The 17,929-nt window shown below is 64.0% G+C and carries 13 protein-coding genes; 10 read left to right on the forward strand and 3 right to left on the reverse strand.

The genetic code is table 11. The features are described 5' to 3' along the window. The first annotated feature begins 14 nt into the window (after nucleotides 1-14). The 6 genes from JGU72_RS08085 to JGU72_RS08110 all read left to right on the forward strand — a co-directional run bounded on the left by JGU72_RS08085 (nucleotide 15) and on the right by JGU72_RS08110 (nucleotide 7,669). Nucleotides 15-851 (forward strand): SDR family oxidoreductase, encoded by an 837-nt coding sequence (locus JGU72_RS08085; RefSeq protein ID WP_199683304.1) that lies wholly within the window; start codon nucleotides 15-17, stop codon nucleotides 849-851. Nucleotides 852-866: 15 nt separating this feature from the next. After that, nucleotides 867-2,639 (forward strand): AMP-dependent synthetase/ligase, encoded by a 1,773-nt coding sequence (locus JGU72_RS08090; RefSeq protein ID WP_199683305.1) that lies wholly within the window; start codon nucleotides 867-869, stop codon nucleotides 2,637-2,639. A gap of 212 nt (nucleotides 2,640-2,851) precedes the next feature. Further along, nucleotides 2,852-2,941 carry a potassium-transporting ATPase subunit F gene (locus tag JGU72_RS30645; protein ID WP_233531802.1) on the forward strand — a complete coding sequence of 30 codons (90 nt, stop codon included), beginning with the start codon at nucleotides 2,852-2,854 and terminating at the stop codon, nucleotides 2,939-2,941. Further along, entirely contained in the window at nucleotides 2,942-4,612 is a 1,671-nt protein-coding gene (gene kdpA, locus JGU72_RS08100) for a potassium-transporting ATPase subunit KdpA (RefSeq protein ID WP_199683307.1), read from the forward strand. Beyond that, entirely contained in the window at nucleotides 4,612-6,741 is a 2,130-nt protein-coding gene (gene kdpB, locus JGU72_RS08105; protein WP_199683308.1) for a potassium-transporting ATPase subunit KdpB, read from the forward strand. Before kdpA ends, kdpB begins: the two co-directional genes overlap by 1 nt. Nucleotide 6,742: 1 nt before the next feature. Beyond that, a complete protein-coding gene (locus JGU72_RS08110) occupies nucleotides 6,743-7,669 on the forward strand; it encodes a potassium-transporting ATPase subunit C (protein WP_199683309.1) in 927 nt (308 codons plus the stop codon). Nucleotides 7,670-7,724: 55 nt separating this feature from the next. Here JGU72_RS08110 and JGU72_RS08115 read toward each other — a convergent pair whose 3' ends face one another. Beyond that, nucleotides 7,725-8,558 (reverse strand): SDR family NAD(P)-dependent oxidoreductase, encoded by an 834-nt coding sequence (locus JGU72_RS08115; protein ID WP_199683310.1) that lies wholly within the window; start codon nucleotides 8,556-8,558, stop codon nucleotides 7,725-7,727. 144 nt (nucleotides 8,559-8,702) lie between these two features. On the opposite strand from JGU72_RS08115, the gene JGU72_RS08120 reads away from it, so the two are divergent. Together JGU72_RS08120 and JGU72_RS08125 are read left to right on the forward strand one after the other, a co-directional pair. Continuing rightward, nucleotides 8,703-10,340: a glutamate decarboxylase gene (locus JGU72_RS08120; protein WP_199683311.1), complete on the forward strand. Its 1,638-nt coding sequence runs from the start codon at nucleotides 8,703-8,705 to the stop codon at nucleotides 10,338-10,340. 1 nt (nucleotide 10,341) lies between these two features. Next, a complete protein-coding gene (locus JGU72_RS08125; RefSeq protein WP_199683312.1) occupies nucleotides 10,342-13,206 on the forward strand; it encodes an AfsR/SARP family transcriptional regulator in 2,865 nt (954 codons plus the stop codon). Between the two features lie 4 nt (nucleotides 13,207-13,210). Here JGU72_RS08125 and JGU72_RS08130 read toward each other — a convergent pair whose 3' ends face one another. Beyond that, nucleotides 13,211-14,392, reverse strand: a complete 1,182-nt coding sequence (locus JGU72_RS08130) for an acyl-CoA dehydrogenase family protein (protein ID WP_199683313.1) — start codon at nucleotides 14,390-14,392, stop codon at nucleotides 13,211-13,213. Between the two features lie 104 nt (nucleotides 14,393-14,496). Between JGU72_RS08130 and JGU72_RS08135 the strand changes: the two genes are divergently transcribed. Next, on the forward strand, nucleotides 14,497-15,312 hold the full coding sequence (locus JGU72_RS08135; protein WP_199683314.1) for a PIG-L deacetylase family protein: 816 nt from the start codon (nucleotides 14,497-14,499) through the stop codon (nucleotides 15,310-15,312). Here JGU72_RS08135 and JGU72_RS08140 read toward each other — a convergent pair. Further along, nucleotides 15,291-15,434, reverse strand: a complete 144-nt coding sequence (locus tag JGU72_RS08140) for a hypothetical protein (protein WP_199683315.1) — start codon at nucleotides 15,432-15,434, stop codon at nucleotides 15,291-15,293. The two genes, JGU72_RS08135 and JGU72_RS08140, sit on opposite strands and share 22 nt — an antisense overlap. Nucleotides 15,435-15,714: 280 nt before the next feature. Here JGU72_RS08140 and JGU72_RS31235 point away from each other — a divergent pair, with 280 nt between their 5' ends. Beyond that, complete coding sequence (locus tag JGU72_RS31235) at nucleotides 15,715-17,928, forward strand: serine/threonine-protein kinase (protein WP_199683316.1); 2,214 nt, start codon at nucleotides 15,715-15,717, stop codon at nucleotides 17,926-17,928. Nucleotide 17,929: the final 1 nt, after the last annotated feature.

Here is a 17,929-nt window from a genome sequence, read left to right on the forward strand (position 1 = left end):
AAGGAGAATGCTCGATGAAGAATCGATCAGATCTATTGCACGGCAGGGTGATCGCCATCACCGGTGGCGCCCGTGGCATCGGCCTCGCGACAGCATCCGCGTTGCGCGCACTTGGGGCGAAGGTCGCGATCGGCGACGTCGACGAGGTGACCGTCAAGCAGGCCGGCGTCGATATCGATGTGTTCGCAACCAAGCTGGACGTCACCGACCTCGCGTCGTTCTCCGATTTCCTCGATGCGGTCGAGGGCGAACTCGGCCCGCTCGATGTGTTGATCAACAACGCAGGCATTATGCCCGTCGGTCTGCTCACAGACGAACCCGAAGCGGTCACCCGGCGCATCCTCGACATCAACACCTACGGCGTGATCATCGGTACGAAACTCGCCGCGCAGCGGATGGTGCCGCGCGGTTCCGGACACGTCGTCAATGTCGCTTCACTGGCGGGAGAGACGTATTCGCCCGGATTGGCGACGTACTGCGCGAGCAAGTACGCGGTCGTCGGATTCACCGACGCCGTGCGCGTGGAGAATCGCAAAACCGGTGTGCACTTTTCTGTCGTTCTGCCCTCGTTCGTCAACACCGAACTCACGGCGGGCACCGCAGGAATTCGCGGTATCAAGAACGCCGAACCAGCCGACATCGCCAACGCGATAGTCGATCTCGTCCTCTCGCCGCGACCGAAGGTGCGGGTTACCTGGCTGGCAGGTGCACTCGTCGCATCGCAGAAATTCTTCCCGAGGGCTGTCGCCGAAGAACTCACCCGACTGTTCGGTGGCGAGCACGTATTCACCGACAACGTCGACAATGCGCAGCGCAAGGCCTACGAGGACCGCGCCCGCGGACAAGCATGAAATGGAGACGACTCGATGAGCACTCTCGCCCCAACGACTCTGTGTGAGGCGTTTCAGCGCGTCGCCGCCCGCGAACCGGACGCCGTAGCGCTGCGCAGTTCCTCCGGCGCAACGGTCGTCACCTGGCGGCAGTACGCAGATCGGGTGCGCACGATCGCATCCGGACTGGCTGCGCACGGCGTCGCGCCCGGCGACACGGTCGCTCTGATGCTGACCAATCGTCCCGAGTTCCACCTGTGTGACACAGCGATTCTGCACACTGGTGCAACTCCGTTCTCGGTGTACAACACCAATCCAGCGGCCGTTCTTGCCTACCAGTTCGAGAACGCCGGCAACCGTGTCGTGGTCTGCGAGAAGCAGTTCCTGCCAACGGTTCTCGAAGCCGTTGCGATCGGCGGCAAGGTCGAACATGTGGTCTGCGTCGACGGCAAGGCAGACGGCGCAACGAGCCTCGGCGACATCGAATCGACGATTGCCGAGGGCTTCGACTTCGATGCCACATGGCGGGCAGTGCGATCGAGTGATCTATTGACGATCGTTTACACCTCCGGCACGACCGGACCGCCGAAGGGCGTAGAGCTCACGCACAGGAATTTCATCGAGAATGCCCGCATCGCAGAGGAATTCGGCGCGATCGGCTCGTCCGACCGCGTGATTTCGTATCTCCCCGACGCACACGCGGCAAATCGGTGGTTTGCGCATTACATGAATCTGCTTTTCGGGGTTCCGGTTACCACGGTGGCCGATGTCAAGCAGTTGATCGCTGCATTGACCGACGTCCGGCCCACGGGATTCCTTGGCGTGCCACGGATCTGGGTGAAGCTGAAGGCTGCGTTGGAGCAACGAATCGCCGATGAACCCAATCCGGCGAAGCGGAAGCTGGCGAATTGGGCATTCGCGACCGGACAGGCGAAGGCACGGGTCGAATCGAGCGGTCGGCGGCTGGGGTTCCTGGACGCAATCCAGTATCAGTTGGCAGATCGGCTGGTGCTCTCGAAGGTCCGCGCAGAGCTGGGGATGGATCAGGTTCGCCTAGCGGTCACCGGTGCAGCACCGATTCCGCCAGAGGTCCACGAGTTCATCCTCGGCCTCGGCGTACCCCTGTGCGAGGGCTGGGGAATGTCGGAATGCACTGCAGCGGTGACCGTCAACCGGCCGAACCGCATCAAGATCGGGACCGTCGGCTCGCCGGTTCCCGGTGCCGAAATCATGCTGGCCCGCGATCACGAAGTATTGGTGCGCGGCCCGATGGTGATGCGGGGCTACCGCAAGGACCCCGAAAAGACTGACGAGACAATCGATTCCGACGGCTGGTTGCACACGGGCGATATCGGTTCGATCGATGCCGAGGGCTATTTGTCGATCATCGATCGTAAGAAGGAGCTGATTATCAACGCGGCCGGCAAGAACATGTCGCCGACGAACATCGAGAATGCGGTCGCCGCGAGTTGCCCGCTCGTCGGGTCGATCGCGGTAATCGGCGATGCGCGCCCGTACAACACAGCGTTGATCTGCCTGGATCCCGACGCTGCGGCCGCCTTCGCCCGAAAGCACGGACTCGGGTCTGCCGCAGTCAGCGAACTCGCCTCGAACGACGTCGTGCGACAGGCCGTCGAAGCCGGAGTCGAACTGGCGAACAGCAAACTTTCACGCGTCGAGCAGATCAAGAAGTTCACGGTCCTTCCCGACGTGTGGGAGCCAGGCAGCGGTCATCTCACACCGACCAGCAAGCTGAAACGCAAGCCCATCGCTGCCGACTACTCGGACGCGATCGAAAAGATGTACTGACGCGACGGCAGCGTCAACCGTCAGTAAAGCGTTAAAGCCGGAGGGGGAGGCGCAAAGGAGTCGTCAAGGGCAGACGAACTCTCTTCCGTGGGGTCTTGACTCGATCTGCAGTCCTGACCCCAAGGGAGAGAAATGTCTGTTGTTGCGTTCGTCGTGCTGACGGTGGCTGTCTTCGGCCTCCTCGGCCTCGTTGCGCGAGGCGTGGAGCGGCTGTGAACTTCGACAATGTCGTCGGCCTCGTGCTGGCTGTGCTCATCGCCGTCTTTCTCGGCGCCGCGCTGTTGTTTCCCGAGAAGTTCTGAATGAGTACGACCACGGCGGGGATCCTGTTCACCGGATCGCTCGTACTTGCGCTGGTCGCGGTACACAAACCGTTCGGCGACTACATGTTTCGTGTGTATTCCGGATCCGCGCATGTGCGCGCCGAACGCGTGATCTATCGACTTATCGGCGTCGACCCGACGGCTCAACAGACATGGGCGGTATACGCCCGCAGCGTGCTTGCTTTTTCGGCAGTCGGCATTCTGTTCTTGTTCGGCTTGCAACTTCTCCAGCAACACCTCCCACTGCATCTGACCGATCCTGGTACCGAAGTCACGCCGGACCTGGCGTGGAACACCGCCGTCAGTTTCGTCACCAACACGAATTGGCAGGCATACGCCGGCGAATCCACCATGGGCCACCTCGTGCAGATGGGGGGCCTCGCCGTACAGAACTTCGTTTCTGCCGCCGTCGGCATGGGAGTCGCGATTGCGCTGGTCCGCGGGTTTGCGCGACGCCGCACGGGCGACCTCGGCAACTTCTGGATCGACCTCGTTCGGGGAACGATTCGGATTTTGCTGCCGATCGCGTTCGTCGGCGCGCTCGTGCTCGTTGCCGGTGGTGTCGTGCAGAACTTCGATCTGCACACGCAAGTTGTGCACACGCTTTCGGGAGCCGAACAAGGCATTACCGGCGGACCCGTCGCGAGCCAGGAAGTAATCAAGGAACTCGGCACCAACGGCGGCGGCTTCTACAACGTCAACTCCGCGCACCCCTTCGAGAATCCGACCTCGTGGACCAACTGGATCGAAATCTTCCTACTTCTCGTGATCAGCTTCTCCCTGCCACGGACGTTCGGCCGCATGGTCGGGAGCACGAAGCAGGGGTACGCGATCGCGGCGGTGATGGGAACGATCGCAATCATCAGCCTCACATTGATGAGCTGGTTCCAGCTTCAGCATCACGGCACAGTCCCCACGGCGATCGGTGCCTCGATGGAGGGCGTCGAACAGCGGTTCGGCGTGGCTGATTCGGCAACCTTCGCTGCATCCACGACGCTGACTTCAACGGGCGCTGTCAACTCGTTTCACGATTCCTATACGAGCCTCGGCGGTATGGTCGCGATGTTCAACATGCAGCTCGGTGAGGTCGCGCCCGGTGGTACCGGATCGGGTCTCTATGGCATGTTGGTCCTCGCCATCCTCACCGTTTTCGTCGCAGGTCTGATGGTCGGGCGGACTCCCGAGTACCTCGGCAAGAAGATCAGGCCGAAAGAAATCAAGCTTGCTGCGGCGTACTTTTTGGTCACGCCCCTTGTGGTGCTGGTGGGTACCGCGTGCGCGATGGCGTTGCCGGGCGAGCGGGCGGGCATGCTGAACAGCGGGCCGCACGGTCTGTCCGAAGTCCTCTACGCCTTCACATCTGCGTCCAATAACAACGGTTCGGCGTTCGCCGGCATCACCGTGAACACCGAGTGGTACAACACCGCGCTGGGTCTGGCGATGGTGTTCGGCAGATTCCTGCCGATGATTTTCGTTCTGGCGCTTGCCGGTTCGCTCGCGTCGCAGGGGTTCACCCCGCAATCGGCGGGGACGTTGCCTACTCATCGGCCCCAGTTCGTCGGCATGGTCGCCGGCGTGACCCTCATCCTCGTCGCGCTCACGTTTCTCCCCGCCTTGGCTCTCGGGCCGCTGGCAGAAGGAATTCACTGATGGCCACGCAAACAGTTCCAGTCGCTGCTGGACACACGCCGACAAAGCAGGCGCGGGGTGGGCTCGATCGAAAGATGGTGCTCCAGTCCCTTCCCGACGCTGTCCGCAAGCTCGATCCACGAACGCTGTGGCGCAATCCCGTCATGCTGATCGTCGAGATCGGCGCGGCGTGGGGCACAGTTCTCGCCGTCAAGAGTCCTTCGTGGTTCGCGGTGCTGATCGTCTTCTGGTTGTGGTCGACCGTGATTTTCGCGAACCTGGCCGAAGCGGTTGCCGAAGGACGCGGCAAGGCGCAGGCCGACACCCTCCGCCGAGCGAAGACCGATATGCAGGCCCGTCGGCTCACCGACGGGGTGCGAAGCGGCGTCGAAGTAATGGTGCCTGCGTCGCACCTCCAACTGGGAGACTACGTCGTCGTCGAGGCGGGCCAGACAATTCCGGGGGATGGAGACGTAGTGGAAGGCATTGCGTCCGTTGATGAATCGGCGATCACCGGGGAGTCCGCGCCGGTGATCCGAGAGTCGGGCGGCGATCGGTCTGCGGTCACGGGTGGAACGCAGGTCCTGTCCGATCGGATCGTCGTCAGGATCACACAGCGGCCGGGGGAGAGTTTCATCGACCGGATGATCGCGTTGGTGGAAGGCGCAAATCGGCAGAAGACACCGAACGAGGTCGCGCTCAACATCTTGCTTGCGGCACTGACGATCATCTTCGTGTTCGCGGTCGCGACGCTCCAGCCTCTCGCGATCTATTCCAAAGCGAACAACCCGGGGGTGCCGGACAGCTTGGCCCTCGATGGGCACGGAATCACCGGAATCGTGATGGTGTCTCTGCTCGTGTGCTTGATTCCGACGACGATCGGAGCGCTGCTGTCCGCGATCGGTATCGCGGGCATGGATCGGTTGGTGCAGCGCAATGTTCTGGCGATGTCGGGCCGGGCCGTAGAGGCCGCAGGCGACGTGAATACGCTGCTGCTCGACAAGACCGGAACGATCACGCTCGGAAACCGGCAGGCAGCGGAATTCGTTCCAGTGGAGGGTATCTCGGTGGACGAGCTGGCGGATGCGGCTCAGCTTTCCAGCCTGTCCGACGAAACGCCCGAGGGCCGTTCGATCGTAGTCTTCGCCAAGGACACCTATGGACTGCGTGAGCGGCACTCCGGTGAACTGCACAACGCCCACTGGGTCGAATTCAGCGCACACACTCGCATGTCCGGGGTCGATCTCGGCAACGGTGACCGACTGCGCAAAGGCGCGGCGACCGCTGTCGCCGACTGGGTGCGAGCCGAAGGTGGCACTGTCCCAGTGCAACTCGGCCAGATTGTCGGCGATGTGTCAGCTTCGGGTGGGACACCGCTGGTCGTTGGGCGAATGTTGGCAGGAAGGGCGCATGTCCTCGGCGTCATCCATCTGAAGGACGTCGTCAAGGTCGGCATGCGCGAACGGTTCGACGAGATGCGCCGAATGGGCATCCGGACGGTGATGATCACCGGCGATAATCCGTTGACGGCCAAAGCAATTGCCGACGAGGCAGGCGTCGACGACTTTCTGGCCGAGGCGACCCCGGAAGACAAGCTCGCACTCATCGAGAAGGAGCAGGCCGGGGGCAAACTGGTCGCGATGACCGGCGACGGCACCAACGACGCGCCCGCACTCGCGCAGGCAGATGTCGGCGTCGCGATGAATACCGGTACTTCCGCCGCCAAAGAGGCCGGCAACATGATCGACCTCGACTCGGATCCGACGAAGCTCATAGAGATTGTCGAAATCGGCAAGCAATTGCTCATCACGCGCGGTGCGTTGACCACATTTTCGATCGCGAACGACGTCGCCAAGTACTTCGCGATCATTCCCGCGCTGTTTGTGGCCATGTTTCCCGGGCTCGATCTGCTCAACATCATGCGCTTGCACAGTCCGCAATCGGCCATCCTCTCGGCGGTGATCTTCAACGCGATCGTTATCGTGGCGTTGATCCCGCTCGCGCTGCGCGGAGTGAAATACACGCCTAGCAGTGCGTCGAAACTGTTGAGCCGCAACCTTTATGTCTACGGGCTCGGCGGTATCGTCGCGCCGTTCATCGGTATCAAACTTATCGACTCGATCGTCCGCTACCTACCTGGGATGTCCTGAGATGCGTACCTCGATCTGGATTCGCCAGCACCTGGCTGCCCTACGCGCCCTCCTGGTCCTCACCGTTGTCCTGGGCTTCGCATACCCGGCTGCAGTGTGGGGGGTCGCCCAGATACCTGTACTGCGCGACAACGCCAACGGTTCGATCATTGCGGTGAGCGGACGACCGGTCGGGAGCGCGCTCATCGGTCAGAGTTTCACCGACAGCAACGGTGACCCGCTGATCCAGTACTTCCAAAGCAGGCCGTCGGCGGCGGGCGCTGGATACGACCCGCTGTCGACCAGCGCGAGCAACCTCGGCCCGGAGGACGTGGTCGACTCACCCGCAGATCCCGCGCTCCTCGCGGCGGGCCTCGACCCCGTTGCCGCAGGCTTTTCGCCGAGCTTGCTGACGACGGTCTGTGCCCGAAGCGTGGCTGTCGGCGAACTCGAAGGCGTCGACGGGTCCCGGCCGTTCTGTACCCCGAACGGTGTCGGCGCGGTGCTGTCGGTCATCGGGCCACGCGACTCGACCGGCAATGTCACCAGGCCGATCGACGTGGTCAGCGTGAACGAGCCGTGCTCCGACAACTCGCCCCCACCTTTCCTGGCCACATACGAGGGCGTGCGGGTCGAGTGCGCGGAATTCGGCGTGGACTACTCGATCGGACAGACAGTGCCGGTCCAGGGTGGCGCCCCGACCGATCCTGTCGTACCCGCTGACGGTGTCACTGCCAGCGGAAGTGGCCTTGATCCGCACATTTCGCCTGCGTACGCGGATCTCCAAGCCAGTCGGGTCGCCAAGGCGCGCGGAATCTCCGTCGATCGAGTTCGTGAGGCCATCGCGAACAACACGAGTGGTCGCTGGCTCGGGTTCGTCGGCGAGCCGACCGTCAACGTTCTGCAGCTGAATATCGAGCTCGACGCCCGGTACCCGGTCGGCGGCTGAACGGGTCATTCGGACGACGAGAACAGCGCAGGCTGTCTCGCTTCCTGCGGGCACGTCAGCTCTGGCTTGCGCGGTCGTTGTATCTGGCGCGAGCGCTGGGGTCTTTGGGCTCGAGAATCGCGGTGTCGGAGCCGAGTAGGCGCAGGATCGCTTCGTGCATGCTCTTCGGCAGCAGGGCTGCGCTGCGGGTGATGGCTGCGAAGAGGGGAGGGAGATACACCCGTGCATGAGACTGCTCGCTCGCGATTGCTTTCACCACCGCTTCGGCCACCTCGTCCGCGGTCGCGATGCGCACACCGGGCGGATTGGACAATCCCGATGCGAGCTCGGTGCCGACCGTGCCGGGCAGGATCGCGGTGAACTTGACGCCGGTCCTACGGTGCTCCAACCGTGCGGAGTCGGTGAAAAGCACGGTCGCGGCCTTGCTCGCGTTGTAAACCGCAAGGCCGGGAACCGCGGTTTCGCCCATCGTCGAGCACATGTTCACGATGTGTCCACGACCGCGTGGAACCATCAGTTCCAGAGCATGCTTCGTGCCGAAGATCAGGCCGAGTGTGTTGATCTCGATGACGCGGCGGATCAGCGCGTCGTCTTGTTCCAGCAGCGGACCGGTCGGCATGATGCCGGCGTTGTTGACGAGAGCGTCGAGCGGGCCGAGCATCGATTCGGTGTCACGCAGGAATGCACGGAAGGCCGCTGGATCTGTCACGTTCAGTGGAGCGGAGAAATCCGCGTCGAGTGCGGTAGCGGCCTGCTTCAGGGCCACTTCGTCGATGTCGCTTATCGCGATCCGCGCACCGGCAGCCTTTGCCGCGGTCGCGATCGCGTATCCGATTCCGCGCGCCGCGCCGGTGATCGCAACCACTCTGTCTTCCAGCGAATTCGTCATACCTCAACGGTATGGTCCGCGACCGTCGCACCCTTTGTCCCGCGAGGGCATGGCTTTGACATTTGCGGACACACAAGTTGTCGAATGCCCTCACGTTGTAGCGTCGCACCCGTGTGTTCAGCCGTGATGTCAGTGAGGTCGTAGATGGGTCTCAACAGGAAAGCCCGAATCGACGAGATCGTCCGTAGAGCGACGCGTACGCAGCTCACGGGTGCCGTGCTGCCCGAGGACCTCGCACGGGCACTCGAGAAGGGGATCTCGGCGGCCGTTTCCGGCGACATGAGCGCGGCGACCGCGAGCACGCAGGAGGCGATCACAAGCGGAATCCAGCATGCCGCGAAGGTCGGCGACCAGTTCAGAGGCAGGCTTGCAGACCTCGCCAGCGCCGTCAATCTGAGAACGGGTTCCGATGCGGCGCCGCAGCGGCCGGGTCCAGCGCGAGCGCAGCCGCGCCCCGAACCGCTTCGCGCGCCGACGTTCTTTCTCCAGGCCGACGGCGTCGGCTACGAGAACGCCTACGATCTGATCTCGAGCGAGCTGCTCCTCGACGGCACGACACGACTCAACCTCGCGACGTTCTGCACGACATCGATGCCGGCATTTGCCGACCGGCTCATGGCCGAAACCGCCGACAAGAACCTGATCAATCGGGACGAGTATCCGCAGATCTCGGAGATCGAGAACCGCTGCGTGAACATCATCTCCAATTTGTGGAACTCACCCGCGCGCGAAGAAGCCGTCGGCTGCTCCACGACCGGATCCAGCGAGGCGGCGATGCTCGCCGGGCTCGCGATGAAGTGGCGCTGGCGGGAGCGGATGCGCGCGCAGGGCAAACCCACCGACCGGCCCAACCTTGTCACCGGCGCGAACGTTCAGGTGTGCTGGAAGAAGTTCATGAAGTACTGGGATGTGGAACCGCGTTTGGTCCCGATGGCAGGTGACGACCTTTCGTTGACGCCGGACCGGCTGCGGGAGTTCGTCGACGAGAACACGATCGGCGTCGCCGCCGTCCTTGGTTCGACATACGACGGCCGGTACGAGCCGATCGCCGAGATCGCGGCCGAGCTGGACAGGATTCAGGAAGATACCGGGCTCGACGTTCCACTCCATATCGACGCGGCGTCGGGCGGCTTCGTTGCGCCCTTCATTCAGCCGGACCTGCTGTGGGACTTCAGAATTCCGCGCGTCGCCTCCATCAACACATCCGGGCACAAATATGGGCTCGTGTTTCCCGGCGTCGGCTGGGCGATTTGGCGCAGTCCCGAGTACCTGCCCGAAGACCTCGTCTTCAGGGTCAACTACCTCGGCGGTGACATGCCGACGTTCTCGCTGAACTTCTCGCGCCCCGGCAGCCAGGTCGTGGCGCAGTACTTCATGTTCACCAGTCTCGGATTCGAAGGCTACCAACGTATTCAGCAGAACAGCGCCGACGTTGCGCAGTATCTCGCCCAGCAGATTGCGTCGATCGGGCCGTTCGAGTTGGTCACAGACGGCACAGATCTACCCGTGTTCGCCTTCAAGCTCGCGGACTCGGTGCAGAACTACACCGTCTTCGACGTCTCCGATCGTCTTCGTGAAAGAGGTTGGCAGGTACCGGCATACACGTATCCGGAGGGTCGAGAAGACCTGGCGGTGCTGCGTATCGTCGTGCGCGCGGGGATGACGCACGACATGGCCGACCTGCTTGTCGCCGACTTGCGCAAGCACACTGCGAAGCTCGAAAAGCTATCGGCGCCGCTGCCGCAATTCATCGGCGGCGACGATCAGGTCTTCGCACACTGACATGTCCCGCAATGACGTTCCAGGCACGGGGGCGCGGCTCCGGTTGGATGTTCTGGGGCCACTGCGCGTGCTCGGTGCCGACGACCGGGATCTGACTCCGGCCGGAAAGCTGCCACGAAGGTTGCTTGCGATGCTCGTACTCCGTAGGGGTCGGGTGCTTCCGCTCGATGTCGCAGCAGAGGTGCTGTGGCCGCGGGGTCGGCCGGCAGATCCGGTGGCCGCGCTCCAGAACCACGTCTCCCGAATTCGTCAGGTACTACCGCCCGGAGTGATCGAGTCGGTTGGCGACGGCTATCGGATCGACCCCGCGGCGGTCGACGTCGACGCGGACCGGCTGGCGGCGGCGCTTGGCTTGGCGTCATCGGATCCGGCCGCACTCGCGGAGGTCGAGGCAACATTGCGCCGGTGGCGCGGGCCGGCGTACGCAGACCTCGACGATGTCGCCGAGGCTCGCATCGAAACGGAGCGGGTCGAAGAGTTGCGAGTCCGCGCGCACGAGCTTCGGGCACGTGTCCTGCTCGCAAACGGCAGCGTCGACGGTCTTGCGGTCGAGTTGCAGGCGCTCGCTGACGAACACCCGATGCGTGAGCAACCGCGTGCGCTGCTGATGGAGACACTTGCGGCGAGCGGGCGCGTGGCCGATGCCCTGCGCGTGTACGACGACTTCCGTAGGTTGCTGGCGGACGACCTCGGGATCGAACCCTCGCCCGCACTCGCGGCCCGACACCGCGAATTGCTCACTCAGTCCGCGCCCGTAGATTGGTCGCCGGAAAATCGCCTACCGCTTGCGACAACAGCACTGATCGGTCGCGCCGAACTGGTCGCCGAACTGACCACCCAGTCCCAGGCTGCGAGGCTGCTCAGCCTCGTCGGCCCCGGTGGCGTGGGGAAGACCCGCATTCTGCTCGAGCTCGGGCGACGCTGGGCCGCAACACGAACCGACGTACCGGTCGTCCTGTGTGAACTCTCGCGGGCCGACGAGTCATCTGCCGCCGATCTGGTTTCCGCCGCGCTGGGAATCGATGTGCGGCCCGGCACGCCAATTCCGGAGCGGATCGCGAGTGTCATCGCCGATTCGGAACTGATTGTGCTCCTTGATAATTGCGAACATGTCCTTGCGCCGATCGCGCAACTTGCCGACCATGTGCTGACGCACTGCCCCAACATCCGGGCGATAGCGACGAGCCGTGAACGGCTGCGAATCTCCGGCGAGCAGATCCACGTAGTCCCGCCCCTCACGGTGGAAGACGCAGTACAACTCTTTCTTGCGCGTGCCCGAGACGTGACGGGCGACGCGACGTTGCGCCCCGACGTAGACCGAATCGGTTGGATCGTAGGCGAACTCGACCGATTGCCGCTTGCGATAGAGCTTGCGGCCGCGCGAATGCACAGCCACGATATCGACGAGATTGCTGCCGGGCTCGACCGTCGTTTCGAGTTCCTGTCCACCGGCTACCGCACATCGTCGAGGCACGGATCACTTGCTGCCGCGGTCTCGTGGTCGTTCGCACTGCTCGATGACGAACTGAAGGAAACCTTCACCGACGTGTCGGTGTTTGCGGGTGCCTTCGATGTGACGGGTGCCGCCGCAGTGTGTGCTCTCGAGCGCGCGACCGCAGGTGAGCGCCTCGCTCAGCTCGTGGAGCGGTCGCTGGTCACGCGCATTCCGCAACGCAGATATGCCTTGTTGGAGACGCTGCGGACCTATGGTGGCGAGCGACTCGCGACAGCCGACCGACGCGATTCGGTACGCGAACGGCATGCCCTGTACCTGATCGATTGGGCCGAAAACGCCAACAAGCGCCTGTCCGAGTCAGACGCCGCCGTCATCGGCCAGGTCGACGAGACAGTCCCCGAGTTGCTCCGTGCGCTCGATTGGCTGCTCGACCACCAGCGGGTGGCGTCTGCGGGCCGGCTCGTGGTGGCGCTTATCGACTACTGCTTCCTCCGATTGCGACCGGACGTACTGGTGTGGGCGGAACGTGTGGCGGCAGCCGATCCGGGCGACGACAGTCCGTTCGCGGCGGAGATGTGGGCGGCGGCCGCGTACGCCGCGTGGATGGCGGGCGATGTGAATGCGTGTGGGATACGTGCCCGCCGAGCCCTACGGGTCGCGCAGCGTGTCGGCGGTCCGGTGCCACCGCGCGTGTCAGCGGCGAATGGCGGGTTCGATTTGTTCGAAGGCAGGCTCAGCGAGTCCGCAGCCTGGTACCGGAGCGCTGCCGAAGCGGCTGCCCTGTCCGAGCCGACGTATCGACCGTTTGCAGCGGCCTCGGAGTTGCTCGCGCTCGGCTACGCGCAGGCCCCTTCGGCGGAGGCGCTCGGAGCCGCCTTGATCGGCGAACTCGGCGATCTCGTCAGTCCACATGCTGCTTATGTGTGGTACTGCGCAGGGGAGGCTGATTTGGCGGCGGGCTTGGACAGCCGCGCGCGGGACAGGTTCGACCGGGCGCTACAGATCGCCGACGCGACGAATGCAGGGTTCGTCGTCGGTGTGGCGGGCGCGTCCAAGGCGTCGATCGACATGCGCCTCGGAACCGATCTCGAGGCGGTCGCACGGGATTACGCGAACTTGATCCGTCACTGGCGGCGAGCAGGCATGTGGTCGACGCAGTGGACGATGCTCCGTTCGATCGCGGTCTTGCTGGACCGGCTCGGCAGGTGGCGCGACGCCGCTGTGCTGGAAGGGGCGATCCGTTCGAGTACCACCGGGCACCGCGTCTTCGGCACCGACGAGGTCGTACTCGCCGCACTCTCGGATCGGCTCGGCGAGTCGATGGGCGTCGAAGCCTACGCGGCCGCACGCGCACAGGGCGCCGCCCTGGATGGCGACGCCCTGCTCGAATTCGCTTTGCGCTCTTTGTAGTTCGCTACCAGCGTGGTTGCTCGCCGAGCAAGCCCAACACGGCCTTTCCCACGAGTTCGTGGGTGAGGGCGTCGTTGCCGGGATGGAAGCCCCCACAGCGAACATCCCGGTAGAGTCGCTCGAGCTCGTTACCGCGGAACATCCCGGCGCCGCCGGAGACGTCGAGTGCGATATCGACGACGCGCTTGGCCGCCTCGACCGCGTGCCACTTCATCGAGTACACCTTGGGTACCCACGCGGCGCCGTGCTCGACACCGGCCACCCAATCGGCGACGAACCGATCGTGTGTTGCGGATGCCGCGTCGAGCGCGAGATACATCTCGGCGACCTGGTGCTGCACGAACGGGTTGTAGGCGTATGCGCCGCGTTCGATGGCGACCGAAGTCTTTTTCAGGGCACCGCCCGTCGCCAACTCCAACGCGCGATCGGCGATACCCACATACACCGCGGCGATCAGCGCGAGGGGCCAGACCGCCAGCGCGACCACAAATGGGTCGGAACCGTCGCCTGCAGGGACAACCCTTCCGACGCGCTCGTCAGGCACAAAGACGTTGTCGAGCACGGTGTCGTGGCTCTGGGTCGGGCGCATGCCCAGGGTGTCCCACGTCTCGACGACGCTCACCCCATGGCTGGTGCGCTCGACGAAGGCGTGCACAATTTGCGGACCGCCCGGAGCATCGACGTCGAGTGCATGAGCGCCCAGCCAGCCCCACGCCGGTCCGTTGGATCCGAATTGTTTGCGACCGGTCAGCCGGTAGCCGCCGGCGACCCGCTCGGCACGGCAAGTGGACATGAGGACCGGAATGTCATTGCCGCGCTCTGCATGTCCGGCAGCGAACACCTCACCCGCCACCGCGGCGTCCTGGATCCAGCGCAAAGACGTGTCGCCCATCTTGTCGAGCTCGTTCGCAATACCGATCCAGTACGAGTGCATCGTCATTGCCAAAGCGGTCGCGGGCGCATAGCGGGCGAGTCGACGCTGGCTCGCCGCGAACTGGGCGAGGTCGAGTCCCCAACCACCGCGTTCGACGGGGACGGTGGCGGCGAGGTAGCCGATGGATCGGAGTTCGGCCAGGTCTTGTTCGAAGTAGGCATTGGTCCGGTCCAGTTCGCCTGCGCGGGAATGGAACCGCTCGAGCATCTCGACGGGTAGTTCGGTGGCTGTGTGGATGAGTGCGTCAGTCATGGCACTACTGTGGCCGGCTTGCCTGTCACGGCACTCCCATCCGGTCCCACGGCATGTGAGGCGATGACAGGGCGGTGACAGCACCATGCCCGACGCTGTGCTGCATGACAATTCGAAGCACCGACCTCGGCACGATCCTGTCGGTCTGGGCGCACCCTGACGATGAAACCTACCTCGCCGGCGGCATCATGGCCGCGGCGCGCGACGACGGTCAGCGCGTCGTGTGCGCCTCGGCCAGCGCGGGGGAGTTGGGCACCTCCGATCCGCTGACGTGGCCGCCCAGCAGGCTTGGACGGGTCCGCCGCTGGGAGGCTGCAGCGGCAATGGGCGTCCTCGGTGTCGACGAACATCGCATTCTCGGCTTGCCGGACGGCGCGCTCACGGCGCATTCGCGTGCCGGACACCGCTGGGCCGAGCAGTTGTTCGACGATGTCGAGCCGGACACGGTCTTGACGTTCGGCGCTGACGGCATGACGTATCACCCCGACCACATCGCGGTGCACCGCTGGGTGACGGCAGCGTGGCGCAACTCTGGGCGCCGCGCCAGATTGCTGTATGCGACCCCGACGGTGGCCGACCTCGCCCGCTTCGGTGACCTCTACGAAGAGTGGAACATGTACATGACCGACGACCGGCCGACCGGCGTCGCTGCCGAAAACGCCGACACACACCGCTGCTTCGCGGGCGCGGAACTCGATCGCAAGTTCGTTGCGCTACGTGCCATGGCGACGCAAACCGGTGACGTGATCGCAGCGATCGGCGAGGAGGTCTTCCGGGAGATGGTCGCCGAGGAGACGTTCGTCGCCGCGGAGAAGTTCGGCGCCGTGGAGAAGTTCGGCGCCGTGGAGACGTTCGATGCCGTGGAGACGTTCGACGCCGTGGAGACTCTGCCCGAAAGTCAGCCCGCTGCGAACAGGTGATGCTCGAGGGCGAAGTGTGCCTGCATGCGCCGCATCGCGCGGGTCCGGTGATGGTGCCTCAGCTGCCGGTGCCGCCGCCGTTCCATGATCATTTCCACGGTGTGCTGATCGGCTCGAATCATGTCGAATCCTCTCTCTGCCGCCTCGCGCTCAGGCCCGGGACTCCAACAAGTGGTTGTACTAAGTACACGCCTCCGAACCCTGAACAGCAAGGGTTTACCTGATCGATACCAGCAGGCGCGCAAGTGGTTTGGAACTGGTCGAGACTGCGATTGCGCACTTCGGATCGCTGCCGGCTGTCGAGATTTTTTGTGCGCGCACAGATCTCGCAGTGAGTCACCGCCGACCGTGGGACAATTCGGTCGATCCGATGGGCTTGGTGCCGGGGATGGAGGGCGCGGAATGGTCGAGGGGGCGATGCCGCGAGTAGGCACGATGTTCGGGCACTACCGGCTCGACCGCCTGCTCGGCCGTGGCGGCATGGGTGAGGTCTACGAGGCGTACGACACCGTCAAGGACCGGACCGTCGCACTGAAAGTCCTGACCGAACAGGTTGCCGGTGATCCCGTCTTCCGGCAACGGTTCCGGCGCGAGGCACACGCAGCCGCGCGCCTGAAGGAAGCGCATGTCATCCCGATTCACGACTACGGCGAAATCGATGGCCACCTGTATCTGGACATGCGCCTTGTCGAAGGGAGCAGCCTTCGCGAGGTCATCGTCACCACCGGGCCGTTACCCCCGGCGCGCGCGGTCGCCATCGTTGCCCAGATCGGTGCTGCGCTCGACGCCGCTCACCGCGACGGACTCGTCCACCGCGACGTCAAACCCGACAACATCCTGCTCACTCCGAGCGACGACTTTGCCTACCTTGTCGATTTCGGAATAGCGAACTCGACAACCGACGAGCGGCTCACCGCAATCGGTGGGGCCGTCGGTTCCTACGGCTACATGGCACCGGAACGCTTCGAAGAAGGGCCCATCACAGCCGCCGCCGATACCTACGCACTCGCCTGTGTGCTCTACGAATGCCTGACCGGCAGGCGTCCTTTCCGTGCAGATACCGATGCGCAAGTCGTGCGAGCCCACCTGTTCGAGCCGCCACCGAGGCCGTCCGTCACACGTCCTGGGACACCGCAGGCTCTGGACCCCGTAATCGCGCGGGGGCTTGCCAAGAATCCCGGCCACCGGTACGCGACAGCGGGTGCGTTGGCCGCCGCGGCTCGAGATGCGCTTGCGGCGGACAGCCGCACTGCCACGGTTGCCAGTCCGATGAACCGCGGGGGACCGGTCCCCGGCGGATATGCCCAGCAACAGCCGCCGATCCAGCAACCGCCGACCCAGCAACCCGGCACCACTCCGGGTCCTGCAGCGCCGCACCGACGGCGACGGCTCGTCGTCGGAGCTGCGGTCCTCGTCATCGTCATCGCGCTGGCGATCGGACTCGGGATCTGGAAATTCGGCGGCGAGTCGGCTGAAACGGACGCCGACAGAACCACTCCGGCGGTGGACGTCAGCGCGCTCGACATGGGTCGGTATTCGCCAGAACCACAGCAAGTCTCCGGACCGCCGACCGAGGCGGAGGGCCGCTACCTGGAAGCCTTCCGACTCGCGGAGGCGCTTGCCGACCCGTACGCGGTCGATCGGAAGCTGGACTACCGCTACGGATTGGCCGCTCCCGATCCGGAGCTCGTCGCCACGACCCTCGCGGGTACGGCACTTCCGATCATCCAGCCGGTGTTGGAGCAATTCGGGATGATCAGCGCCTATCAAGTCCAAGGATATTCAGAGCGCATCCAGGACTTTCTCCGCGACCCGAACGGTGATGCGCTGATCACGGTTGTGATGAGCTTTCCCAATCCCGACGCTGCTGCGCGGGCGGCGGCAGAAATCGACGCCGTCGACTTCGCTGCAAACGCTGATAACAGGCAGGCCGCGGTCCCGGGATATCCGGACGCCAAAGCGCATTATCGATCGGGTAGCCCATCCGTTGCCGCGACGATGGCGAGGGGATCACTTGTCACTGCGGTCATCACCGCAAGTTCGACCGCGCCGGATATCGACTCGTTGTTGCAGCGAGTCGAGAAGGTGTTCGACCTACAGACACCTTTGATGGCCAACGTGATTCCGGCAACGACGGTCTCGCTCACGTCGCTTCCGCGCGACCCGGATCGCATCCTCACCCGGGTCTTCACCACAGATCAGCAACCGAAGATATCGGCCGACTTCGGCAGCATGGGCCCACGGGCCGCTGAACTCTGTGAGAACAGCGAACCGCACAAGGAGCATTTGTTCGAGCAGGCTGAGGTCGATCGGTGCGCGTTCAGCAACGACGCCCAAATCTTGCGGGCAGCCGACGAGGGCGCGGCCAGCGATCTTCTGTCGAAGACCGTCCGAAGCTACGCGGGTACACGGATCGATCACGACGTGCCCGCACCCGAAGGTATCTCCGACGCGCGCTGTTATGAACAGAACCAGGAAATTTGGACCGACAGCGCCAACCTCCGCTTCGTCTGCAACGTGACCTACGGCCGGTACCTTGCGAGCGTCTGGAGTAACGAGGAAGACGACGTTCGGCAGCGTGCCGCTGCGCAATACGCGATTCTCGCCAACAGTTAGC

The organism is Antrihabitans auranticaus, assembly GCF_016481275.1.
GTDB lineage: Bacteria > Actinomycetota > Actinomycetes > Mycobacteriales > Mycobacteriaceae > Antrihabitans.